This window comes from Flavobacterium daemonense, assembly GCF_007341385.1.
In the GTDB taxonomy this organism is placed as follows: domain Bacteria; phylum Bacteroidota; class Bacteroidia; order Flavobacteriales; family Flavobacteriaceae; genus Flavobacterium; species Flavobacterium daemonense.
In genome coordinates, this window is sequence record NZ_VJYD01000015.1 from 85,397 (window position 1) to 109,522 (window position 24,126).

Annotated in this window: 17 protein-coding genes; 4 read left to right on the forward strand and 13 right to left on the reverse strand. The window is 30.4% G+C overall.

Annotated features, from left to right (window positions below):
- Window positions 1-678 carry a response regulator transcription factor gene (locus FND99_RS17175; RefSeq protein WP_144339168.1) on the reverse strand — a complete coding sequence of 226 codons (678 nt, stop codon included), beginning with the start codon at window positions 676-678 and terminating at the stop codon, window positions 1-3.
- Between the two features lie 428 nt (window positions 679-1,106).
- On the opposite strand from FND99_RS17175, the gene FND99_RS20200 reads away from it, so the two are divergent.
- From FND99_RS20200 to FND99_RS17190, 4 genes are all read left to right on the forward strand, one after another.
- Window positions 1,107-1,253 carry a hypothetical protein gene (locus FND99_RS20200; RefSeq protein WP_162615569.1) on the forward strand — a complete coding sequence of 49 codons (147 nt, stop codon included), beginning with the start codon at window positions 1,107-1,109 and terminating at the stop codon, window positions 1,251-1,253.
- Between the two features lie 81 nt (window positions 1,254-1,334).
- Window positions 1,335-2,186 carry a phosphatase PAP2 family protein gene (locus FND99_RS17180; protein WP_144339169.1) on the forward strand — a complete coding sequence of 284 codons (852 nt, stop codon included), beginning with the start codon at window positions 1,335-1,337 and terminating at the stop codon, window positions 2,184-2,186.
- Window positions 2,173-3,693 carry a phosphoethanolamine--lipid A transferase EptA gene (gene eptA / locus FND99_RS17185; RefSeq protein ID WP_144339170.1) on the forward strand — a complete coding sequence of 507 codons (1,521 nt, stop codon included), beginning with the start codon at window positions 2,173-2,175 and terminating at the stop codon, window positions 3,691-3,693. The genes FND99_RS17180 and eptA overlap by 14 nt, the downstream gene beginning before the upstream one ends.
- A gap of 162 nt (window positions 3,694-3,855) precedes the next feature.
- Window positions 3,856-6,198 (forward strand): glycoside hydrolase family 35 protein, encoded by a 2,343-nt coding sequence (locus FND99_RS17190; protein ID WP_144339171.1) that lies wholly within the window; start codon window positions 3,856-3,858, stop codon window positions 6,196-6,198.
- 133 nt (window positions 6,199-6,331) lie between these two features.
- Here the strand turns inward: FND99_RS17190 and FND99_RS17195 are convergent, their stop codons facing one another.
- From FND99_RS17195 to FND99_RS17250, 12 genes are all read right to left on the reverse strand, one after another.
- Complete coding sequence (locus tag FND99_RS17195; RefSeq protein ID WP_144339172.1) at window positions 6,332-7,117, reverse strand: GLPGLI family protein; 786 nt, start codon at window positions 7,115-7,117, stop codon at window positions 6,332-6,334.
- A 4-nt stretch (window positions 7,118-7,121) separates the two neighbouring features.
- Window positions 7,122-9,920 carry an outer membrane beta-barrel family protein gene (locus tag FND99_RS17200; RefSeq protein WP_144339173.1) on the reverse strand — a complete coding sequence of 933 codons (2,799 nt, stop codon included), beginning with the start codon at window positions 9,918-9,920 and terminating at the stop codon, window positions 7,122-7,124.
- A gap of 1,176 nt (window positions 9,921-11,096) precedes the next feature.
- Entirely contained in the window at window positions 11,097-11,288 is a 192-nt protein-coding gene (locus FND99_RS17205; RefSeq protein WP_246074240.1) for a transposase, read from the reverse strand.
- A 203-nt stretch (window positions 11,289-11,491) separates the two neighbouring features.
- Window positions 11,492-12,646 (reverse strand): cysteine peptidase family C39 domain-containing protein, encoded by a 1,155-nt coding sequence (locus FND99_RS17210; protein ID WP_144339174.1) that lies wholly within the window; start codon window positions 12,644-12,646, stop codon window positions 11,492-11,494.
- A 45-nt stretch (window positions 12,647-12,691) separates the two neighbouring features.
- Complete coding sequence (locus tag FND99_RS17215) at window positions 12,692-13,711, reverse strand: hypothetical protein (protein ID WP_144339175.1); 1,020 nt, start codon at window positions 13,709-13,711, stop codon at window positions 12,692-12,694.
- Window positions 13,712-13,791: 80 nt separating this feature from the next.
- On the reverse strand, window positions 13,792-14,619 hold the full coding sequence (locus FND99_RS17220; RefSeq protein WP_144339176.1) for a hypothetical protein: 828 nt from the start codon (window positions 14,617-14,619) through the stop codon (window positions 13,792-13,794).
- Between the two features lie 40 nt (window positions 14,620-14,659).
- The gene (locus FND99_RS17225) at window positions 14,660-15,688 is read right to left on the reverse strand and encodes a glycosyltransferase family 2 protein (protein WP_144339177.1); all 1,029 of its coding nucleotides are present in this window, start codon (window positions 15,686-15,688) and stop codon (window positions 14,660-14,662) included.
- A gap of 29 nt (window positions 15,689-15,717) precedes the next feature.
- Window positions 15,718-17,019 (reverse strand): HlyD family secretion protein, encoded by a 1,302-nt coding sequence (locus tag FND99_RS17230; RefSeq protein WP_144339178.1) that lies wholly within the window; start codon window positions 17,017-17,019, stop codon window positions 15,718-15,720.
- A complete protein-coding gene (locus FND99_RS17235; protein WP_144339179.1) occupies window positions 17,012-19,222 on the reverse strand; it encodes a peptidase domain-containing ABC transporter in 2,211 nt (736 codons plus the stop codon). The genes FND99_RS17230 and FND99_RS17235 overlap by 8 nt, the downstream gene beginning before the upstream one ends.
- A gap of 109 nt (window positions 19,223-19,331) precedes the next feature.
- Window positions 19,332-20,258: a thiopeptide-type bacteriocin biosynthesis protein gene (locus FND99_RS17240; protein WP_144339180.1), complete on the reverse strand. Its 927-nt coding sequence runs from the start codon at window positions 20,256-20,258 to the stop codon at window positions 19,332-19,334.
- A complete protein-coding gene (locus tag FND99_RS17245; protein ID WP_144339181.1) occupies window positions 20,227-22,425 on the reverse strand; it encodes a lantibiotic dehydratase family protein in 2,199 nt (732 codons plus the stop codon). Before FND99_RS17245 ends, FND99_RS17240 begins: the two co-directional genes overlap by 32 nt.
- 3 nt (window positions 22,426-22,428) lie before the next feature.
- Window positions 22,429-24,123, reverse strand: a complete 1,695-nt coding sequence (locus tag FND99_RS17250; RefSeq protein WP_144339182.1) for a S41 family peptidase — start codon at window positions 24,121-24,123, stop codon at window positions 22,429-22,431.
- Between the last annotated feature and the right edge of the window lie 3 nt (window positions 24,124-24,126).

A 24,126-nucleotide genomic window follows, 5' to 3' on the forward strand; every position in this document is an offset into this window, starting at 1 on the left:
TCATTCGTTTTCCCATTTATATCCGAGTCCGTAAACTGTTTTAATATAGTCTTCGCTTCCTGCCTGATGCAGTTTCTTTTTCAGATTTTTGATGTGCGCATAAATAAAATCATGATTGTCCAGCATATCAGCCATATCTCCAGAAAGATGTTCTGCAATAGCGGCTTTTGATAATACCTTTTTTTCATTGCCAATTAAAAAAAGTAGCAGATCAAGTTCTTTTTTAGTAAGGTCTAATTTTATATTATTTACCGTTACCGACTTTGAAAAAATATCAATTGTAATTTCATTGAAAATTATATTGTTGTTTCCCTTGAAATTTTTGCGACGTATAAGTGCCTGCATGCGAACCAAAAGTTCAGATAAATGGAAAGGCTTGGTCAAATAATCATCTGCACCAAGATTGAATCCTTCAAGTCGGGTTTCAAGTGTTTCTTTGGCAGAAACAACAATAACTCCCTCTGTTTTGTTTTTTCTTTTAAGTTCTCTTAATATATCAAATCCGTCACCATCAGGAAGCATCAGATCCAGCAAGATGCAGTCATAATCATAAGATTCAATTTTATTTAAGGCCAAATTATAATTTTCAGCGGTTTCGCACTGAATGCCATTCGTCTTAAAATAATTTTTGATGCTCTGAGCAATTTCTAGCTCATCTTCTATAATTAAAATTTTCATACTGCAAGGTTATACTTGAATTTTGAAGAAAAGCTGAATCGGAGACAATTCATACTCATTTCCTAAAAAGCATAAAGTTATAATTTAAGGTTGGTTGTTTCGCCTAATTTGAAATAAATCATCATTTGATGAAAGATATTTTTTTAATGCAATTAAAAATATAAAAAAATCTCATACATCTTATGTCTTATTTCTATGTAAATAAGACTTCGTGCACTCTTTGCATAACTTGAAGTTTGATAATTTGCTCCAAAATAAAATCGGCGAATTGCAACATAACTTTCATCTGAATATTAAGCTAATGTTACCGTCGAATAGTTTTTTTCGGGAGAATTTAAACTATGTGTTATAAATTTTTCTAAAACATTGAAAATTCTAAATTTCTTCAGAATTGACAAATTCCTTTACCTTTTATTAAAGTGTAGAACATGAACAGAACAATGCTATTAGCTAATCTTGCACTCGGAAAATATAATGAATTTTTAGCAGTTTTTGCAAAAGATGGATTGGTTCATAGGCAAGAAAAAACATCGATTTTAGTGCTTGTAGATTATTCTTCAACACTTTCTTCTTAGGCGTAAGAGGAACGATATTTTAAAATGGAAATTATTTGAGAACCCAAGAAAGTTATAAAAATATTAATACAAAAAAATAGAATGAACACGTATATCATTAACAATTATTCAAGACTTAAACCTTTATTGTTTTTTCTTCCAGTATTTTTTCTGGTGGCTATTATGCTGTTTTTATACAGCGAAAATGCATTAGATGCTACCCAATATATACAAATTCAAAAGGATAGTTTCTATTTTATTAATTATCAATTAGGCCATTACCCGAGTTTTGAATACAATATTACTCAGATTGGTGATGCTCTTGTTTTTTTATCATTCTTGAGTATTTTCATTATTTATGCGCCTAAACTCTGGGAAGCTTTAGCATCTGGCTTGTTGGTTTCTCTTTTGTTTTCTTGTCCGCTAAAAAAAATATTTTCTGTTCCAAGACCCGCAGCAGCATTTAATAATGACAGTTTTTTTATTGTAGGCAAAGCATTGTCAGGACATAATAGTTTGCCGTCTGGTCATTCTATCGTGATTTTTACAGTACTTACAGTTTTGCTTTTTGCTTTTATGCCTCAAGTGTTTAAAATGAAAATTTTATGGTTTTTTGCAATACTATTTTTAGGATTATTTCTCGCTTTTAGTAGAGTAGCTGTGGGAGCGCATTATCCGCTTGATGTTATTACGGGAGGAATTATTGGATATATTTCGGGATTACTAGGAATTTTTATAAGCCGAAAATTTAAAATTTTCGCATGGATTAACAATAAAAAATGCTATCCAATATTTGTAGTATTGTTTATTATTTGCGGTGTTTGTTTAATCCAAAAAATAATTAAGGAAGATTTGATCATCTTTTATTTAGCATTTATTAGTTTAGCTGTTTCTTTGTATAAAATTACTGCCGTTTCACTATATGAAATTACCACTGTTTATGCCAAAAAATAATTTACGATTAACTCATTTTGTTTTATTGATGAGTTTTCTAAATTTTGTTTTCTTTCATTTGCCTTTTTATACTTACGTCTTTAATAATTTTGATTATAAAAGCTTTAATGGTGTTGTTTTGATTACAAGTCTGGTAATTTTAATGCTGATTTTAAATGCATTTGTTTTTTACCTGATCTTTTCGCTTTCACGCTATCTTGGGAAATTTTTACTGGTTTTATTCTTTCTAATTAATTCGGTCGCCGTTTATTTTGTCAATACCTATAGCGTAATAATTGATGAATCGATGATAGGGAATGTGCTTAATACAAATTATGAAGAGTCGAGCAGTTTTTTCTCTTTTAAATTGATTTTGTATCTCATCTTTCTGGGTATTCTTCCAAGTATTTATATTATTAAAGTCAATACAATAAAGGATGAATTGAAGCGATTTTTCACTCTTTCTTCTCTGACTTTATTATTTATTGGCGTTTTGGTATTTGCCAATGCTAGCAACTGGCTTTGGATTGATAAGAACTCAAAACAATTGGGAGGTCTTGCAATGCCATGGTCATATTCTGTAAATACTTCACTTTTTTATATTCATCAATACAAGAAGAATCAAAAAGAAATTTTACTGCCAAATGCGGTTATCAAAGACAACCAAAAATCCGTTGTGGTTTTAGTAATTGGAGAATCGGCTAGAAGCCAGAATTTTTCTTTGTACGGTTATAAGAAGAATACCAATCCGCTGCTTTCTAAAATACCTAACGTATTTCATTTTAATGCCAATTCCTGCGCTACTTATACAACAGCCGGCGTAAAATGTATTTTAGAACATACTAATTCAGATGATTTATATGAAATCTTGCCTAATTATCTCAATCGAAATAATGTAGAGGTTGTCTGGAGAACTACAAATTGGGGAGAGCCTCCTGTTCATATCGAGAAATATCAAAGCAGAGATGTTTTAAAGAAATTCATTAAAGATGAAGAAAGCGAATATGATGAGGTGCTTTTAGCGGGTTTGAAAGAGCAGATTTTAGCCAGTAAAAAGAATAAAGTACTTATTATATTGCATACAAGTACAAGCCATGGGCCTACGTACAGCAAGAAATATCCGCAGTCGTTTGAAACTTTTAAACCGGTGTGCAATAGTGTTGAATTAGGAAAATGCTCTCAAGATGAACTTTTGAATGCTTATGATAATACGATTGTTTACACAGATTATATTTTATCAAAAGTAATTGAAGATCTAAAAGAGTTGAAAGAATATAAAAGTGCCATGATTTTTGTTTCTGATCATGGAGAATCCTTAGGCGAAAAGAATCTATACATGCATGGCGTACCAATGAGTTTTGCTCCTAAAGAACAATATGAAATACCTTTTATAGTTTGGACATCTGATAATTCAAAACAGCTTAAACCAAATAAAATGGTAACTCAAAATCATGTTTTTCATAGTGTTTTGAATTTTTTGAATATAGGAAGCCCTGTATATAATGAAGAGCTGAATATTTTTAAATAACTACATATACAAGCAAAGCTTTTTAAAGTTACTGATTTTCAGTAATAATTTTGGTTGCCATTGGGCTGATAAAGACAATTTTCTGCAATGTGTAAAATAAATTTTTCTAAATAGAATTTTAGTGTATCTTGAATAAAATTAGATTAGGTACAAACACATCACATGAAAAGATTAATTACGATAACATCATTATTTTGTCTGTTTTTTTTATTTGAACAAAATCTGACAGCTCAAAACACTTTTATTGCGGGCAAAAATCAATTTGAATTAAATGGGAAACCATTTTTGATTCGCGCAGCAGAACTTCACTATCCAAGGATTCCTAAAGAATATTGGGAACATAGAATTCAGATGTGCAAAGCAATGGGAATGAATACAATCTGTATTTATACATTTTGGAATCTGCATGAGCAGAAAGAAGGCGTTTATGATTTTTCAGGCCAAAATGATGTTGCTGAATTTGTTCGATTAATCAAGAAAAATGGAATGTACTGTATTGTGCGTCCCGGACCATATGTATGCGCAGAGTGGGATATGGGAGGACTTCCTTGGTGGCTTCTAAAAAAAGAGGATATTGAAGTACGGACTTTAAAAGATCCTTTTTTTATGAAAAGCGCCACTGCATATTTAAACCGAGTAGGGAAAGAGCTTTCGTCATTGCAGATCCAAAACGGTGGCAATATCATTATGGTCCAAGTGGAAAATGAGTACGGAGTATGGGGGAATGACGGCGATTACATGACCAAAATCAGAGATATTATTAGAGCGTCGGGTTTTGACAAAGTACAGCTTTTTCGATGTGACTGGTCTTCTAATTTTGACCGCTATAAAGTTCCGGGGGTTGCCGAAACACTTAATTTTGGAGCCGGATCTAATATCGAGAATCAATTCAAAAAGTTTAAGACTTTAAATCCAGATGCGCCTCTGATGTGCAGCGAATATTGGACAGGTTGGTTTGACCAATGGGGAAGACCTCACGAAACAAGGGGTGTCGAGACTTTTTTAGGCAGTTTGAAAGATATGATGGACAATAAAATTTCTTTCAGCTTGTACATGGCGCATGGCGGCACATCTTTCGGACAATGGTCTGGTGCCAATGCACCGCCATATGCACCTACAGTTTCCTCGTATGATTATGATGCGCCAATTAATGAGGCTGGACAGCCTACTGAGAAATTCTATGCGATCAGATCGCTTCTTCAAAATTATTTGAATGAAGGCGAAACGATACCGCCACTTCCTTCTGAACCTTCGAAATTTATCAGTCTACCTGAAATTGCATTTACAAAAAAGGCTCTTTTGAGAGACAATCTTAAAAATCCGAAGACTACTGATGTTCCAAAAACCATGGAATATTTTGATCAGGGTTGGGGGCGAATTCTTTATAGAAACAAAATTTCTGCAGACGATTCAGAACGTATTTTAAAGATAGATGATGTTCATGACTATGCAGTAGTTTATCTCAATGATAAATATTTGGGGAAATTAGACAGACGTTTTAATGAAACTTCTTTAAAAATACCTGCAACAAAAAAAGATGCTCAGCTGGATATTCTTGTCGAAACAACGGGAAGGGTAAATTATGGCAAGGCGATAATTGACCGCAAGGGAATCAATGGAAAAGTTTATTTGTCCAAAGGAGCAGAAACTAAAGAGCTTCATAACTGGCAAATCTATAATTTTCCGGTAGATGCTGCTTTTCAGAAAGATTTGAAGTATGGAAATCTAACAGGAGATGGACCTGCATGGTATAAATCAAGTTTTAAGCTTTCAGAAACTGGAGATGTCTATTTAGATATGCGTGGTTGGGGTAAAGGTATGGTTTGGGTAAACGGGCATAATCTTGGCAGATTTTGGAAAATAGGGCCAACGCAGTCCATGTATCTTCCGGGGAAATGGCTCAATGTTGGAGAAAATGAAATAATTGTATTTGATGTTGAAAACCATGATAAACCTGTAATTAAAAGTGTTGGCACGCCAGTTTTCGAAATAATTGCCGACGCTTCAATGTTGCATCGCAAGGAAGGAGAAATGTTGGATCTTAGTGACGCTGTGCCAGTAACATCAGGTAGTTTTACTAGTGAGACCGGTTGGAAAGAGGTCAAATTTAAAGCTGTAGTCAAAGGACGTTATTTCTGTCTTGAAGCATTGAGTTCTCAATTGACGTCTGATAATTCTACTTCAATTGCAGAATTGGAAATCCTCGGAGAAGATGGAAAAGCTATATCCGCTCTAAAATGGAAAGTTGTATTTGCAGATAGCGAAGAAGTAACTGCTTCAGGCAGTTCGGCTGATAAAATATTTGATCTTCAAGAATCTGTTATTTGGCAGACAAGAATAGGCGATAAAAAAGCAGCTTTTCCTCACACTGTAGTTATTGACATGGGAGAAAATAATACTGTATCAGGTTTCAGAATCCTGCCTCGTACTGATAAAAGCAAAAATGGCATCATTAAAGATTATCGCTTTTATCTGCAGGAGAAAAAATTTAATATCAAATTATAGGCATAAAAAAAACAACCTTCGGGTTGTTTTTTTTATGCATTTTAAGTTCTATTAATGGCACCATTGACATATTCTCGAAATATCAGGAGCCATTTTTGATTAGTTTTTAGAAAAAATAAGTTTCAATAATTTTTTACAAGGAATAGGCTAGAAGTGTTTTTTTTGCCCATTTTCCCCAGTCTTTCAAAGCCTCCAAAAGTGTTTTATTCAGTCCTTTATTATCAGTCGGTTTGCCTTTAATTGGTGGAGCTAAATCTTTGTCAGAAACTGGAATTTCAGTAACCTTTGTGGCAAACCATGTCATATTTTCATGGGGCATGGCCAAGCCTAAAATTGTCCCAGGTAAGCCTGTAAAAGATTCAGGACCGCCTGAGAACGGAATTTGAATGGTATAATAGGCAACAACATAAACAGAATCGAGAACTATCGCATTTGCTCTGCGACATTCATAACCTGCAATTTCTCTTGTTTCATCGGTAATTTTCCAGTTAATTTTGCGTAAACTATCTTTAACTAAATATAAATCATCGTAAACATTTTTTTGGGTAATGCTGGTTTGCGTATCCAGATCTGTGGCGATAATATTTTTTAAATTAGCCAATGCATCATCTGCAATCCAACTGTTGTTGCTTGGTGTTTCATTGGTTTCATCCCATTTATATAAACTTTTGTTTTTTGAAAAAGTGAGCGTACTTTTTACAGTTTTAAATTGTGGATTGGTTTTTTTATAACTTTCAAAAGCTAGTTTATAATAGCTCTCAGTTTCTCCTTTTATTTTCTTCGAAATCAAAGCGTACGTATTTGATTTTTTTTCAAATTCGATTACACCGTTTTGTATAAAGTGGTCATTTTGTGCAAAAGTATTGCAGCTTGTCAATACAATTATTAAAATTAGGATGTGATTTATTATTGCTTTCATAGTTTTAGTTTTGTTTAGTATCTCCTCCGCCCATTTTGCTGAAATCCCAGCTTACAGAGAACATAAAGTATCTTTGGATAGTCGTATAAGTACTTTGGTTGATGTTTCCATTGAATGCAGAACGATTAAATCCTACATTCTGGTTCAAAAGATCTCGTCCCGTTATAGAAACTCTTAAATTATCTGATTTTAAGAATTTTTTGGTGATAGAGGCATTCCAAATAAAACGCTCAAAACTTTCCTGAATCACTTGCGTTTTTCCATTATATTGGTAATTACCATCTGTGCTAATTTCTAGTTTGAAAGGTAATTGAACACTGCTCCAGAAATTCCCATTAAAGCCCCAACCATTACTATCGCTATTTTCATTGATGCTTGCATCAGCAACGTTGTAAGTAGGTCCGAAGCTAGCATTAAAATTATATTTCTTTTCTTTATTCTTTGATAAGTTTAAATTAAAGGAATAAGTTGAATTTTTAGTTTGATTCAGCTTTGTGTTGATATAATTATAGTTTAAACTTTTGTTGGCGCTTAAACCAATTCCTGCGTTCATATCTATGGCTTTGATTGTTCTTCCAAAATTAGTATTCAAATAATAACTTGTTGTAGCTTTGTTTTTTAGGTTTTCAAATTGAGAAATGCTTTGTCCTCTATCATTTGTAATTACATTACTTATTATTGGATTTAGCGTTAAATTATACGATCCATTAATCGAAAAATATTGATTGCTAAGCACTTTATAGGAATAATAACTTCCTCTAAAACTATTTTTAAAAGAAGGATCTAAATTTGGATTACCCACAATCGTATTTAATGGGTTCTGATTATTTGGTATTGGTTGTATTTGTTCTAATGTTGGTTGATCGTTGTTTCCATTATAAGACAAACGCAGTGATTCTCTTTGTTTAAAATTATATTGATAGGTTATTTGCGGCATGTAGTTGACAAATTTTCGCTTAAGTGAAGTATCTCTATACACATCATATTGTTTAAAGTTTACATCGCTAAATTTAGAACCAAAATTAAAAACGGTTTTGTTTTTTTTGTAATTAAAAATCGCTCCAACTTGGTTTATCGTTTGGTCTAATTCATAATTATTACTAAAGATGGAATCCAAAACAGTATAATCGCCATTTGGAGATAGATTAAAAGATTTACGATCAGATTTCCCGTTACTAATGTTGAATCCATAATTAAGAATTACAGAGAGACTCTTGGATAACGGTTCGGTATAAATTAAATTGGATTTAAAAGCGGTATTGCCAATATTATTGACTTTGTATTGATCGACTACTTTTGTACTATCTGGACTAATTACGGATGGTGTAAAAAATTCAGCTCTAGAATTTAAATAACCATCACCTTTACTATCTGTAGTTGACTGGCTTAAATTAAGAGATAGTGTTCGTCCCGTTTTTTTAAGTCTTTTGGTTAATAAAATATTCGTATTAAATGTTTTATCATCAACATCGTTTGTAGTTGTTTGTTTCAAATTATTCAATTGGTTGCCTTGTTCGTCGGTACCTTTTCGCATTTCTTCTTCACTTGAGTTGCTCTTTTTAAATAATCCATCTACATTTAATTTTAAAGTTAAAGTAGAATCAATTTTAATTTCATAAGCTAAATCAAGTTTGTTTTTGGTCATGTTTTTCTCAAAATTCTTGTCTGAAGTATTATAAATACTGCTAGAACTTAAATTTTGCTGGTTAATATCATTGCGATTTCCCGAAAGTTTGATATCGCCAATTTTATAATTTACGTTGATAGATTCTTTATCGTTGTTCCATTTATTGTCGAAATGTATTCCTCCAGTTTGAGCTACTGGAATTCCTTCACCATTAAATTGGCCATCCCAACTTTCAAATTCATCATTCCCACTATTTGTAAAATAAATACCGCCGTCATCAGTTACTTGATAACCGCTTTGTCCATATTTATCTTTATCTCCCCATCCTAATCCTACTTGTCCTGTGTTGCCAAAAATGCCGTAAGCCGCTAGTTTTTTCTTATCCCAAAACTTATTAAACATGGCTTGACCTTTGTATAATTTATCAGTTCCTATTCCGAGTTCTGCTTTTCCGAAGTAACCATTTTTTTTGTCTTCTTTAAGTTTAACATTCAGCGTTTTGGTTTTCTGGCCATCATCAATTCCTGTAAAAGCGGCTTGATCACTTTTTTTGTCGTACAATTGTACTTTATCGACCATGTCCGCACGTAGGTTTTTTGTAACTAAAGTGGGATCATCACCAAAAAATTCTTCACCATCAACCAAAACTTTTGTTACAGTTTCACCTTGAGCGGTAATTTTTCCGTCCTTATCAATTTGTATTCCAGGGAATTGTTTTATCAGATCTTCCACTTTTGCATTCGGTTCTATTTTAAATGCTTTTGGATCAAATTCTAACGTATCACCTTTAATTTTCATTGCAGCTCTATTGCCTTTGATAATTATTTCGGATAGTATTCTTCCTTTATCTTCCAAATTAATTTTCCCATAATCTTTGATTAATTTTGTGGAATCAACAGAAAATTGATCTACAAAATCAGCATATTTAGGATAAGAAACCAGTAAAATAAATTTACCAGCTTTAATATTATTCAACTCAAAAGAACCATTTTCTTTGGCTCGGGTAAATTTTACTAAAATGGAATCTTGTGCTCTTAACAAAGAGACTGATGCTTTTGTTAAAGTAGAATGGTTTATGGTGTCGGTTACATATCCTTTAACTGTGCCTGATGTTTGTGCTTGTAAAATATTTGATAAAAAAAGAAAGCAACATAATACTAGAATTGTTTGTCTCATTAATTGTTTGTGGTTTTTTTAAAACAAGGCATAATAGTTCTATTCCATTTTTGAGAAATAGAGATAAAGTGCAGTTGTCGTGTGATTTGTTTTTTGATTGATTAAAACTGTAGATTCTAAAATAGAAATTGAAACAGCGTTTTTTTAGATAGGGTTGTGGAAGTAGAGTGGTTTGATTTTATGAAATTCATAATTTTTTTACGAGGTTTTGGTTATTGGTGGTTTGAATTTTAACGATTTTGATTAGTAATCGTTAGTCTAATAGTTAATTTTAACATGTTTCAAATCTAAGTAAAAATACTACAATATAAGAAAGTACTTTACTTTTTTTTAACATAATTTATTAATAACAATCTTGTTTTTTAGCCAATAGTGCTTGAATTCCAATGTGTACTTCTGTTTTGGTATAACCAAAGGTCTTGTACTCTTGCGTCCATTTTTAGGTATGAACCGCAGTGTCTCTATATGTCATAATATGGCAAAGAAAATATTTTTCACTTCGTTTTTTGAGGTACAAAATCACTACATTTTTTTTAAAATGTTACTCAAAATCAAAAAGAAAAGGCAAATAAAAAAACAAACGAGTTAAAATATTGTTTGTTAATATTTTAACTCGTTTGTTTGTACTCGTCTTATTTTGTCTTACTATTTTCCGATGCAGAAATTAGCAACTCAATGTTTTCAATGACTATAATATAGCGAGGTACATTTGAGGTACAACTTTTTTAACAAAAAACGCATAATAAAACAAACAAAACCTTAATTTTGGTAAGGATATTAGTTGACGATAAAATTTCAGCACTATTTTCTAAGAACACATTAATCTAGTGGTTAGTACAAAAGTATAAAAGATAATTGAAGTTTGGTCGCAGAGAAGTCATACTTTAAGATTGGAGGGGAGCAGGATTCGAATTTTAAGCTTGAAATCGCTGTATATCTCACTTTTATCTATGTCTTGAACCTCTGTGCACCGATCCTGCACCAAATTCAAATTATTATTATTTTGTGGATTTGAAAAATCCGGCACATCTTCTCAACGGGAAATATTTCTACATTTTCTTTGATGAATTCATATTTCACCCGCCGCTCTTGGAGAAGATAATTTGAGCCTTTTTTAGAATATCTCTTTCAATTTCCAGCTCTTTGATTTGTTTCCGAAGCTTTAACAGTTCATTATTATGGGATATTTTTAGCTGAAGTTTTCTTTATGGTAAATCTGCCTTCCTGATAAATCTTCTTCCAGTACTGCAGGGCACTTTTGCTGATATTGAGCTCTCTTGCTACGTCACGGACCCTTCCGCAGTGGATGCTCATGGTGGCGGCCAGAATCTTAAAGTCTAAAGTAAAGTTTCTTCTTGTATTTTTCATGCCTGAAAATTAGCACTCATAAAGTTAGCTTTAAATAAGAAATTCTAAGTACTATATCAGTCTTTTTTACACTTTCTGATCGATACTGCCTAAGCTTTTAGTTGCGAAAAAGGTAGCAACTCCAAGTAAATAAAGGAATATAAATTGCTATGAATTTGTTAGGTAAAAATCGCGTTACAATGAGTTGAAGAGATTTCTAACTGTTACTGTTTTAATTGGGGGACTAATGAAAAATGTTCATCTTCAGATAGTTCATTGATAAAGTGAATTAACATCTTTCGATCGTATTGTTTTGGAAAAAGATACTTATCAATGATGATTTGAGGAGTAAATATAAGGTTATTTTCTAAATTCGAATTGAACTGAGCTTTTAAAATTTCATCTGCTTTAAGTTCATTTGTTACTGATATTTGTGCTTCATACAGTTTATTTTCATTTTTATCTTTAAACCAATTGTGCAATTCTGTTGTAAAAACTTCTTGTCCCTTATCAAGATAAAGAGCCACTAATTGCTGGTGTATTTTTCTTGATTTTTTACTGCTATAATGATCTTTATTAAAATTAAAACGGATATCAAAGCATATTAAATCAAAATACTTATCTAGTATTTCTTCCATTATTGAATGTACTTCTTTACAAGAGACACTAAATGGATTAATAACCATTATAATCTTCAAAGATGCATTTTTATTGCCTAGTTGTATAGATTCTGATTTTCTTAAATTATCTTGTATTGTATTAGAAGCTAGTAAGTTATTTTTGAAAATCTGGTAATTTTGCATAAATTGATTACCTTTTATCTGGATTTTTTTTAGCTCTTTTCGCTCCATAAGCAGTTTTTGTAAAACAGCAATGGAAAATATAAAACTAATGGTTGGTAAAAGGAAAAATAACTTTGCTGTTATATTCAGTTTAGATAGACTTGTAATCGCTATAATTAATATAGAAATTGATATGGGTAAACCCCAAAACCACTTATTCATTTTTGATATTACTGCCTTTTCTATTTGTGAATTTTCTATCAAAATAATAATGCCGTTCCATCGAGATTCTAACTCTGTTTTTGAAATTTTAATTACATTATTGTCTTTGTAATAGAGGTAAGCATCTTCTTTTTTTTCGATAAGGTAGAATTCAGCTTCTAACATTCCAGCAAAACGATTGGGCAATATTTCTATTTCTGAGAACTCTATTTGAAAGGCACCATTTTCAATATTAAAAAATTTCAAAGTATCTGTAATAGATAATACTGAAGGATACTCAGGATGTGCTTCAATTTGCAATTCAAGTTCAGGTATGTTAAAAGACACCTTTTCTTTCTTTAAATATTGGTATAAAAAATTAAATTTTTTGCTCATTTCTACTAAAGTTCTGCAGTGTTTGTAATTTAAATAATTGTGGAATTATTTTGTTTTGTTTACTCTTAAAAAGAAATTATTAAAAAAGTTACTTTTCTCCTTTTTTTGCACTTCTTTTTGTTTAAAATAATTTTTTATAAAAGGATCATCGGACCTATTTGTTATATATAGACCATTTTCATCACGATTTATTATTTCTTTTGCTTTTGAGTTGTATTGGTATCGCTGTATGTATTGCCTTTTTCCAAGATCTCCATGCCAAATATGGTATAGATCACCCTCAACATATCCAATTTTTCCCTCTGTAGCTTTATGGAAATTTTTACTCCATAAGTTTATTTGGTCAATATCCTCAATAAAGGTTTTAGCTATACTTGAATGCGGTATTTGCCCAGCTGCAGCATGGGCAATAATATTATCTGCGCCGCCAATTAGGGCCTTGTCAAATAATGGGACAGCATCTAGAATATCCCTTCTTGCTCCCCATGCAAATCCTACATGACCGTGTATGTTAAGTTTTTCATTTTTCCATAGTTCTGTGTCTGTATAATTTGCGCCAAAACTTCGCCAGACTTTTGTATTAATTGCATTTGGCAAGTAAGAATCTCTTATTTTTTCCATGTCAAATGATGGTTTTACTTCATCTTTTTCAAGAAACACACAATATTCAAAAGGTTGTATTATTGTTTTACTTTCTAATTGTTTTACTCCATCAATTATCCAATTTGTATTCGTAAATACCACATCAGCATCAAGCCAAAAAACATATTTATACTTTTTTGGTAATTCACTTATAATTTTATTTAATAATGATTCTTTATGCCAAAGTAAATTTTCAGTATATACTCTTTTTATGTTATCGTTTTGATCAAGCTGCGGATGCGTATCGCCAATTATACATTCAATAATTGTGTGGTCTAAGTGTTTTATGCTTTCATAAAATATATTAAAAGCCTTAATTCTGTAAGGAGAGTTCTGAGGATTGAAAAAACAAGAGATTATAATTGCCTCAGGATGCATATTGTACTTGCTTTTATAAATGTTTTTTTTAATTAAATTGAACATACTTTTAATTTTAATTATTTCTTGAATATTTTAGCCATAGAAAAACAGTATGAAAGACCACAAATTAGTCAAGTTTTGCTTTATTGAAGATTATAATTTTCGAAAGAATTAATCATTAAAGAATAAAAGCTGATTTTATCTTTAAAGTTAAATGCTGACATTATTTTTTCTAATGCAGTTTTAATATCATAACCATCCAGTTCAATTGTTTTCTGAAAAAATGAGCAAACATGATTGTGCCATTCTATTTCCCATTTTTCTTCATAATCCTCTGCATTAATATTTCTATATTCCTTTAAATAGGGGAGTAAGGTATCTTTGTTATCTGCGAAATATTGTTGGCATAAATCTGCAATTTCCTGTGGTGTATTGGGATCGTATAGATAATGCTCGACTTCTATAAGCTCTTTAAGCAATTTTAATATCTCATTGTCAGTAACTTTTATTGCATTTAAAAAAATTATTATTATTTGAAACATAATTCCATTTATTGATAAATGAAATTCATCCTTATATTCGCTAAAAGCAAAAAAAAGTAAGTGTGTTATACCTATATTAAAATCTTGCCAGAAATCTGAATTATCTTCAAATATGCCATAATGAATCGAATTATTTTTGAAGTTTATAAAATAACCTGAAACTTCTTCATTTACAATTAATTCTGAAGGTTTTTTAGAAAGAAAATCTTTAAAATATAAATCTATAGATGTTGCAATTTCGACAGCATTTTCTTCTTGTACTGTAAATACCAATCTTATATTTTCTCCTCTTCGGTCATTTAAATAAAAATAAAATTGCAAGTTTTTATGTTGTGAAATAAAAGGCAGTATGGCGTCTAAAACTAAAAGATCCCACTTTGACTTATCATAAAAAATAGAAATGCATAAATTGATTGTATTTTCATTCAAAATTACATTTGAGTTATTATCTGATTTTAATACTGTTTTTTTACTCGAGGTGTGCATCTCCATAAGATTCTTCGTTTACAGTTATTCTTTTATTTGTTAAATTTTTTTCCATTTTTATGCGGTTGCTTATTTGTGAAAAAAACATGATTAAAGATGAGCAAAATACCTTATCTGATATTTCAATATAGTCTGGATTATTTGATATGGAAAGATTTCCTTCTTTAAAAATAATTTTATCTAAAGAAATAAATTCCCCATATTCCCATTTATCATTTAGTAAACTATGTCTGAATTTAAATGTTTTATTGATAGGAAATAAATTTTCGATAGATTCTGATTTTAAAACGAAGTTGTCAATTATGTTTCCAGTATATACTTCGTTATTATCAAAGCAATAAACCAATTCAGAAATTGCCGGCGTTTTATACTTAATGTATACATGTTTAATTCCAATGTTATTGTATTCATTTTGAAGACGCTCAGTATCACTATGAGTTATAGCATTTAAAAAAGTTTCCTTTGGAATTAGCACCACTTTCCTGCCTAATAATTCAAGACGATTCCTTAAGTCAAAATCTTCAAATCCATAGCCTTTCATTTCTTCATCATATCCTCTTAATGTTATAAAATCCTCTTTGGTTAAGCATATTCTCCCACAGCAATCTTTCTCTGTATTTTTATCTACAAATAAATATGAGTTTTGATCTTTACAAAAAGACTCATTAATAAATTCAGCAAATCCTTTCCCTATAAAATTGTCAGCATCTACATTGCATATAATATTACCACTAGCTTGCTTAGAAACAACATTCTTTGAATGGCTTCTTAAAAAATATTTTGGTTCAGTCGTCTTAATATATTTTAAAACGCCTAGCTCAATATATTGTGACATTTCTGTATTTATCCATTCATCTATCTCATCTGCGGAATTATAATTAAGCACTATAAATTCTAAGTTCCCATAATCTAAGTTATCTTCAATATTTTTAGGTAAAGTTTCTTTTAAAAAACTTAGACGATTCATACACACAGTGCAAAAAGATATCTTTTGTTTTATTTTTGTGACCATAATTTATTATTAGAATTTTCAAATAAGAATCAATTGTAGACAAGTACCTCTCTGAATTTGTAAAATATTCGTTCTGCAACACTTAAGTTTTCAGTAACAATTTCGGCATTTCCTAATAGTTCCTGAGTAAATTTTAAAGTTTTATTGTAGGATGTTTTTGTTCCCCTTGGAAGGGTAATAAAAACAGTATAATTACCTTCGCTATCAGGAGATATAGAGAAATTGGTAACTTTACCAATAAGCATTCCATATTGTTGATATGGGTAGTTGTCTAATTTGACAAATACTTTTTGTCCTATGCTTACTTTTCCGGCGTTTTGAGCAGGTATTACAAGTTTGCCAACTAAATTGAAGGTATTTGTTGGCAGAATTGTAAAAACTACATTCCCAACATTTACAAATTGGTTTGTACCCCAAAAATCCTGAAAGCTGATAACACCATTTATTGAAGATTTTAAGGTATAATTATACTCCCAATTTCTAATAGCTTCTTTAAGTAGATCATACGATTGTTTCAAATTTTTTAATAATCTGCTGTTATCTTCTTGTTCACTGATTTTGGTGCTTATTATGGTATGGCTAGCAGAAGAAATGGCTTCTCTAATCTGTGAAATAGAAATTGCCATTGCGCTTATGTTTTTTTGAATTTGCAGAAATTCCAATTTCTTCAATTCATAGTCTCTTTGCGAAATAATTCCCTTTTCAAAAAGATATTTGTTTCTTTGAAAGTCGGTCTGCTGTAATTTAAACTCTTGTTCTTGTAATTTTTTTTGAATTATTTGATTTTTTAATCTGGTTTTTAATTCTTGAAGCGATACGTTATTATCTCCCAGCTGATTTGTATATGGATCTAAATCTTTTAATAAAAAATAATCAGCATAACTTTTCTCAAAATTTATATAAGCATTATTAATATCTCCTAATGCAAGATGAGATGTTTTGTTAAAAGGAAACCTAAAATTGCTTGCCTTAAATGGAAGTGTATCAATAATATTTTTGAGTAAGTAAACATCTCTGAAATTCCCCGTATTTTTTATAATTGCCAGTTTTTGACCTTTTTGTACAGTATCTCTATTTTTAATAAAAATTTTTTCTAGCTGCCCAGAATATCTGGAGGTTACTTTTTCAGCGGGTTGTCTTGTCGTTACTAATATTTTAGCAGTTATCAAATCCGGATATTTAATAATAAAAGACAAGCATAGTATGATGCAAACAAACATGAAAATTAGTGTAATGCCCCATCTTACAATCCAGATAGGAGGATTTGATAAAATCTCCTGAACTTCTTCAGATCTTAAATTTAAGTTATCTCTTTTTGGTTTTTCAGACATGGTTATTGTTGCTTAATTTTTCTAATTCCAGTTGGTTTTTTACTAAATTATAGTATGCTCCTTGCTTATCTAGTAATTCATAATGAGTTCCTAATTCTTTTATAATTCCGTCATCCATAACCACAATTTGATCTGCGTTTCTAACTGTACTTAAACGATGTGCAATAATGACGACAGTTTTATCTTTGAAAAAAACATTTAAATTTTCCATTATAATTCGTTCATTCTTAGAATCTAAAGCAGATGTTGCTTCATCAAAAAATAATATATCAGGGTTTTTATAAACTGCTCTGGCAATGAATAACCGCTGTTTTTGTCCCGTGCTTACCCCAATTCCTTCGTTTCCTATTTTTGTATTAAAACCCAGTGGTAAGGATTGAATAAAATCATAAATATTGGCGACTTTTGCAGCTTGTATCAGGCGTTCTTGATCTATTGTATCTTCTCCTATCGCAATATTGTAAGCAATGGTATCATTAAAAATATAACCTTCCTGCATTACTACGCCGCAATTGTTTCTCCAGATTTTATGAGAAATAGCATTTAAAGGGTTTTCGCCATACAAAATCGATCCTTTTTCAGGATCATAGAATTTTAATAGAATTTTCATTAAAGTAGTTTTTCCGCTTCCGCTTGCACCTACAATAGCAGTTATTTTGTTAGCCGGTATATTCATGGTTACACCTTTTATTGTGTTTTCCGCACTTCCTAAATAATGAAATGTAATGTCTTTTATATCAATGTTCTGACCATTCTTAATGTTATTGATTAAATGTTTTTCAAGGTCTTCTTCATCTTCTTTATCATGAATTTCACCTAAACGTTCTAAACTTATTTTTGCATCCTGTGTAGCTTGAATAAAGCCAACCAATTGCTCAATAGGACTATTTAATTGTCCGATAATATATTGAACAGAAAGCATCATCCCCAATGTAATAGATCCATCAATTACTAAAAGGGCAGAAGTAAACGTTATAAGGATGTTTTTGGTCTGGTTAATAAATGAAGCTCCAACTCCCTGAGTTTGCTGCAAGGACAAGCTCTTCATAGATACTTTAAATAGTCGTGCTTGTACATATTCCCATTTCCATCTGTTTTGCTTTTCAGCATTATGCAATTTTATTTGCTGCATTCCATTAATAAGTTCGATAATAGTACTCTGTTCCCGACTTAATTGAGAAAATCGTTTGTAATCCAATTCTTTACGTCGTTTTAAGAAAAATAAAATCCAGAGCATATAAATAATACTGCCAATTGCAAATATGGAAAAGATAGATAAACTATAATAAATTAGTACTGTGCCAAAAACAAATAAATTTACCATAGAAAACAGCGTATTTAATGTTGATCCTGTAAGCAAAGTTTCTATACGACTATGATCATTAATCCGTTGCATAATATCACCAGTCATTCTGGTGTCAAAGTAGGAGATAGGTAAATTCATTAATTTTATAAAAAAATCAGAAACTAATGAAATATTGATACGTGTACTTAAGTGCAATAAAATCCAGCTCCTAAAAATACCAACGCTGGTCTGTCCAAGAAATAACATAACTTGGGCAAATAAAATGATATAAATAAAATGAATATCTTGATTTTGTATACCTATATCAACAATGCTTTGAGTTAAAAAAGGAAAAATTAGCTGCAACATACTGCCAACAATCAATCCAATAATGAGCTGTATAAGTAGATTTTTGTATTTAAATAAATACTGAAACAGGAAACGAAATGATTTTTTGTCGGTTTCTTCCCAATCGATTTGTTTAAACTTGGGCGTAATTTCTAATAATAATGCAATTCCTTCTTCAGTGTCCTCAGTAGCATTATTACCTATCCAGCCAGTGATAAAATCATTTTTTGAATAAGAAATAAGCCCATATGACGGATCAGAAACATAAACTACGTCTTTTTTTATATTATAAACTACAACAAAATGAGTTTTGTTCCAATGTGCAATAAAAGGAAAAGAAGCATCTCTAAGTGTGTCAAAATCTAATTTAACCCCTAAGGATTTAAAACCAATAGCTTCAGCAGCATCACTTAATTTCAATAAATTACTTCCCTCTCTGGTAGTTTCTGATAAATCACGAATCTCTTGCAAAGAGATAAGTTTACCATAATGTTTAGCAATAATTCGTAAACAGGTTGGTCCACAATCTTTAGAATCAGGTTGTATATAAATGGGAAAAGCTTTTTTCATTATATAAATTACATTTAAGATTTAAAATAAAAACTGTATGAGTTTTTTAGTTTGTCAGTTTCGAACTAAAAAAGAAATTAATTATGGAGGTAATTCATAATTTTCTTTTTTATATCTCCTGATATTTCAATTGAGCCATTTTAGATTCATAATAATAGAGCAGTAAATGATAGCTTACAAATTCATTTTCTCGACCTCTAGTTCTATATAATCTATTGAAACTCATATGTGAAATGCTAAATACGAGCTCATCAATATTTTCAATATTTGATACTTGACTTATTATTTTAGCTACTGATGGTTCTATTTTTTGGTCTCTCTGGGTCACGAAAGAGATCAATTCATTATGAACTGATTTTTCTGATAAAAAATGGTTTATATCATTTTTGTTTTTCCGATATTTTAAACTTAATTGTCGTTTTAAATTAGTATCGTAATTCATTTCACTACTAAACCCTAACACATATTTTTCCATTAGGGATTTCTTTTTTTCTAAAGGAATCTTAAATAGATTAAGCAGATTATCTAAAACATAAAGACCTGCTAACCATTGGAAATTTTTAACTGCAGTATTTTCAGTGTATCTCAATATTTTTGCAATCATTTCACTGTCATGATAAAAAATATTTTCAATATCCTCCATGCAATTTTGGCCATATCTTTCTAATTCCCTGTTATATGTATCTGTTTGTAATTTCCAAATCAGGTTTTGTTCCAATAATGTTTTCGATAGCGAGTTTAAATCCTGGATAATAGGAAGGATGTTTTTTTGATCACTCAGATAAACTCTAATTCGTAAATGAAATTCAGGATCAGTGTATCTTATAAAAAACCATTTGCTTATATAATTATTTTCTTTCCAAATATTAATCATTGGCACAAAATAATCAACCAATAAACTATCTGCAGTTTTGACACCAGTATAAATTTTAAAATAGAACCATTCATCTCCTATAATAAAATCTCTTTTACTATTTCCGTTCATTATTTGATATTTAATTGTATTAATTTTTGTAAAATGAAAAAATAAACTCATTTACAAAGCCTTTTTGTTTAGAATCTACGCAGATTGTATTGTCCGAGAAAATGAATTCCTCCAAAATGAAAAGGCTTTTATTTTTGATCAAGCTCAACAGCATTTTAATGCTGGAAAGATTACTTGTATTAATTAATAGTTTGTTATCTCCTTCAATAAGATATACTAGTTTGGGTATGTTATATTTTGTGACAAATTCTTTAAATTTTGCCTCAAGCAATACATCATCATCAGTAATAACTAGTATGTTTTTTACTTTGTCAGTAGTAATTTTCCATTTTGAAGTAAACAAAATAATATTTTTGTAAATCACTCGAGGAAAAAAAGTTAAGTAGTTTGAAATCATTGTATTCCATTGAAAATGCAACGTTTTTCTTTTCTCCATTAACTGCATGTCGCATAAAAAACGATAGATAGGAAGATTGCTGTGACTATAGTTATGAGCTGTAGTAAGTCTTGGACATATTTCTTTGTTTAATTTTTTAGATCTTAAAAAAAGACGATTGTTCTTGATGGAAATAAATATGTCATTAATTGGAATTTGTTTTTCACTTGGCTTAGTAGATCTTGACAAAAAAGGTATTTCATAATTTCTAAAAGAAGGGCGCATCAAAACATTTCCTATCCGATCTTCGGGCAAATGAACAATTTCTGCCAAAATTATATTTGGATTCAAATTATTCTCTATGGCCATTATTTTCTCTACGAATTTATTTATTTGTGAGTCGCCATGACAAAATCTGCCAAATAAATTTCCAGCACTAGCACCGAAAAAAGAATTTAAATGAATCATGTTTTGATTTTCTATAACTGCAATTTGTGCAATGGTAGAAAAAGTATCAGGTAAGTTTAGCCAATTACAGTCGGGTGTTTTAATTTCATCTTCTCTGATTTCAATAATCTTAGAACCCTTTTTTTCTGCTTCGACAATTTTGTCAAATAAAAGAATGTCAATTTGTGACAATTTAGGATTTGCTTCAACGCTGCCATAATTGTTGAATGTTATATCGTCAATCAATGGATTAGGATCTCCGCTGCCCGAATTAATTGGATAGCCTAGACCGATCTCTTTATCAAGTGCTAAGGCTAATGAAATTTCTTTTGTTTCATACCTGTCATAAAATGCTTTTTTAAAGTCGTATAAGTCTTTATTGCTGTTTGTATCTGAAATTGTATTGATCAATGCTAAACCTTCTTGTATGTTTTCGGCTATATCTTCATCTAATGTATTATGATTATGTCCTATAATCAGATCCGTTTGAAAAACATATTTTTCATTAAACGTAATATTGAATTCTTTAAGTAAATCTAATATTTGTATATAAGCATCTATGCCGTTTGAATTACCTTTATCTAATTCTGCTAATTTTAATTTTATTGATTTTAGATTATCAGTTAAGGGGCTTTTATATTCAATCCTATTTAAAACGGATAATATATTATCAAAATTTTCTACACCTGAAACTGTCTGTTCTAATTCACTTACTAAGATTTGACTATCAATCAATTCCATTATAAATTCTCTAGCATTATCAAATTCAATGTCATTATCAACAAGCAGATTAGAAATTTGAGATATGCTCTTACCTTCCCCACAAAATTGAATTATTTCTTTGATATAATCTGACGATTCAACTTCAATCATTTTTTGAACCAAAACTGAGTTGTCATTGTATTTTGATTCAATAAAGCGTAATAAATCACCTAATTCAAAAAGACTATTATTTGGGAAGAAATTTAATTGTTCCTTAATTGAAGGAATTTCTTTTAAAGACTTTATCAATGCTCCCGTTAGATTCATATCAAGTCTTGTATGCCTTTTATTTAGTGAGTTTTCTCTTTTAATTTTATTTTCTTTCATGAATTGTCCAGTTGAACAGCCCGAAAACAAACCAAATGGAGTAGGCCTGGAGCTTATTCTAGACAAATACTTTAAAAGTGAATTTTGAATTTCTCCTTTTTCATCTATTTTTTTACCTGTTGACCATTTTTCAACTTCCTTGTAAAAAGCCGGAGATGCCAAGAAAATAGCTTCTTTGATTGTTGGATCTGAAAAAATATCTTTTAATTGCTCATCAGTAACTTTATCCTCTTTTGTAAGGTTTAAGAAAAAATCTATTGTTAAAAGAGGAGTGCGTAGCACGTATGTGTCAAAAATATTGTACATAGCTTAGTTTTCTTTGTTTTTTGTAGATTTTATTAATTCAATCCCTTTGATGATATATTGATCCTTGGTAAAATTTGATGTATTTTCGTTAACATAGTAATCTATTTTTAAACCCTTTCTTTGTACACCAGTTCCATCTGGATAGAATGCTCCCATAGAGGTAAATTGTGCTTCTGTCCCGTCTGGCATTATAAAAGTAGCAATATTCATAACAGAGCCGGCTGTTGTTTCTCCTACGGTTATGCAAGTAGGAGATGCTTGAATACCCATTCCAGTAAACTCTGCCATACTTTGTGTGGTATGATCAACTAATAGGATTATTTTTCCCTTATAATAATTTGAATTTTCACTTCCACTTTTAAAAGGATCAATCAAAGCACTAATTATTGGCTTCTCAAATTTGCCAATTGATGGCCTATTTGGCATCGCAAAAAGCACTTTAATAAATTCTTTTTTATCAGGATAAGTGTGTTTAGTAACATCATTTAGGGAAACATTTTTTGGATAATTTCTTAAGTCTATTATGATGCCATCTGTATTAGAAAATTCTTCAAATGCTTTTTGAATTTCCTCTTTGGAAATAGTTTTTAAATTTATATAGCCAATATTATCATCAATAAGCTGCCATTTTTTCTCGATAATAAAAAATGGTAATGAAGCATAATCTTTCACCTCATAAGTATTATAAAGATGTAAATATTTGGTAATGATAATATCTTTTCTTTTTACATTAACTTTAATACTGTCTTCCTTACTAAAGAATAGCCATCTGGCCCATTTTTTTAAAAAAGAACCGTTTGAGCAAGAAATCATAGTTCCAACCTTTTCATTTAGAACTGTCTTAATATCAGTATCATTGATTTTAACAATCAAATCTCCTGGTTTTAAATCATCCTTTTCGCCTAATTTTTTATTGTGAATATTTGTTACAACCAGAGTGTCATTAACAAGTCTTACTCCAAATGGAGGTTTGTATGTAAATAAGGAATCATTAGCTAGCTTTGAAATATAATAAGAATGTGAATCATTAAGTGAGACAATTAATTTCGTTTTTGCAAGTTCGAATTCGAGTTGAGAACTGCATTTTGAAAAGTCGTCAATAAAATATTCCAATTGGCTTAGCCAATTTTTATCCATCAAATACTTATTTACATAGTGATATTGGATTGCATTCCAGAAGCTTAATAATTCAAGCAGTCTATGGCTCTTATTTCTGTAATCAAATGATTTAAATCCTTTTTCATTTTTGAATATCGGGATTTTACTAAGTGATTGGTTTGATACATAGTAGTCGCTAATACTGGTATTGTCTTTTAATTGCTTTAAATATAAATATAACTCGTTGTTAGCAGAATACATTTCTATCCAGTCATAATCAACATTCTTTTTGAAAAAATCTTCCGTGTCACTAGCAATTTTTATTTTACTGACTTTTATTGAAAGAACAAAATTTAATAAAAATTCATTGAGTTTTTCTTGAGTATCAATACCTTCAAGTTTATCCACATTTTCAACAAATGTTTGATCCCAATTGTATGTTCCTTTGCTTACTTCAGAATGATGATATTTCATTAATCCCCAAACAAGGCCAAATTGCTTGTATTTTTCTATACAGCTAATTGTTGATTTTTCTTGAGATATCATTTGTATAATAGAACAAAGGGACAATATAATTGCAAAACCAAATTTGGTATTCATAGG

Excerpts from the sequence above, each read along its gene's own strand:
- FND99_RS17240 (WP_144339180.1), bottom strand. The coding sequence starts at position 20,258 with ATGAGTTTATTTTTTCATTTTACAAAAATTAATACAATTAAATATCAA.
- FND99_RS17215 (WP_144339175.1), bottom strand. The coding sequence starts at position 13,711 with ATGTTCAATTTAATTAAAAAAAACATTTATAAAAGCAAGTACAATATG.
- FND99_RS17230 (WP_144339178.1), bottom strand. The coding sequence starts at position 17,019 with ATGTCTGAAAAACCAAAAAGAGATAACTTAAATTTAAGATCTGAAGAA.
- FND99_RS17205 (WP_246074240.1), bottom strand. The coding sequence starts at position 11,288 with ATGAAAAATACAAGAAGAAACTTTACTTTAGACTTTAAGATTCTGGCC.
- FND99_RS17210 (WP_144339174.1), bottom strand. The coding sequence starts at position 12,646 with ATGAGCAAAAAATTTAATTTTTTATACCAATATTTAAAGAAAGAAAAG.
- FND99_RS17190 (WP_144339171.1), top strand. The coding sequence starts at position 3,856 with ATGAAAAGATTAATTACGATAACATCATTATTTTGTCTGTTTTTTTTA.
- FND99_RS17180 (WP_144339169.1), top strand. The coding sequence starts at position 1,335 with ATGAACACGTATATCATTAACAATTATTCAAGACTTAAACCTTTATTG.
- FND99_RS17175 (WP_144339168.1), bottom strand. The coding sequence starts at position 678 with ATGAAAATTTTAATTATAGAAGATGAGCTAGAAATTGCTCAGAGCATC.
- FND99_RS17195 (WP_144339172.1), bottom strand. The coding sequence starts at position 7,117 with ATGAAAGCAATAATAAATCACATCCTAATTTTAATAATTGTATTGACA.
- FND99_RS20200 (WP_162615569.1), top strand. The coding sequence starts at position 1,107 with ATGAACAGAACAATGCTATTAGCTAATCTTGCACTCGGAAAATATAAT.
- FND99_RS17245 (WP_144339181.1), bottom strand. The coding sequence starts at position 22,425 with ATGTACAATATTTTTGACACATACGTGCTACGCACTCCTCTTTTAACA.
- eptA (WP_144339170.1), top strand. The coding sequence starts at position 2,173 with ATGCCAAAAAATAATTTACGATTAACTCATTTTGTTTTATTGATGAGT.
- FND99_RS17235 (WP_144339179.1), bottom strand. The coding sequence starts at position 19,222 with ATGAAAAAAGCTTTTCCCATTTATATACAACCTGATTCTAAAGATTGT.
- FND99_RS17225 (WP_144339177.1), bottom strand. The coding sequence starts at position 15,688 with ATGGTCACAAAAATAAAACAAAAGATATCTTTTTGCACTGTGTGTATG.
- FND99_RS17200 (WP_144339173.1), bottom strand. The coding sequence starts at position 9,920 with ATGAGACAAACAATTCTAGTATTATGTTGCTTTCTTTTTTTATCAAAT.
- FND99_RS17250 (WP_144339182.1), bottom strand. The coding sequence starts at position 24,123 with ATGAATACCAAATTTGGTTTTGCAATTATATTGTCCCTTTGTTCTATT.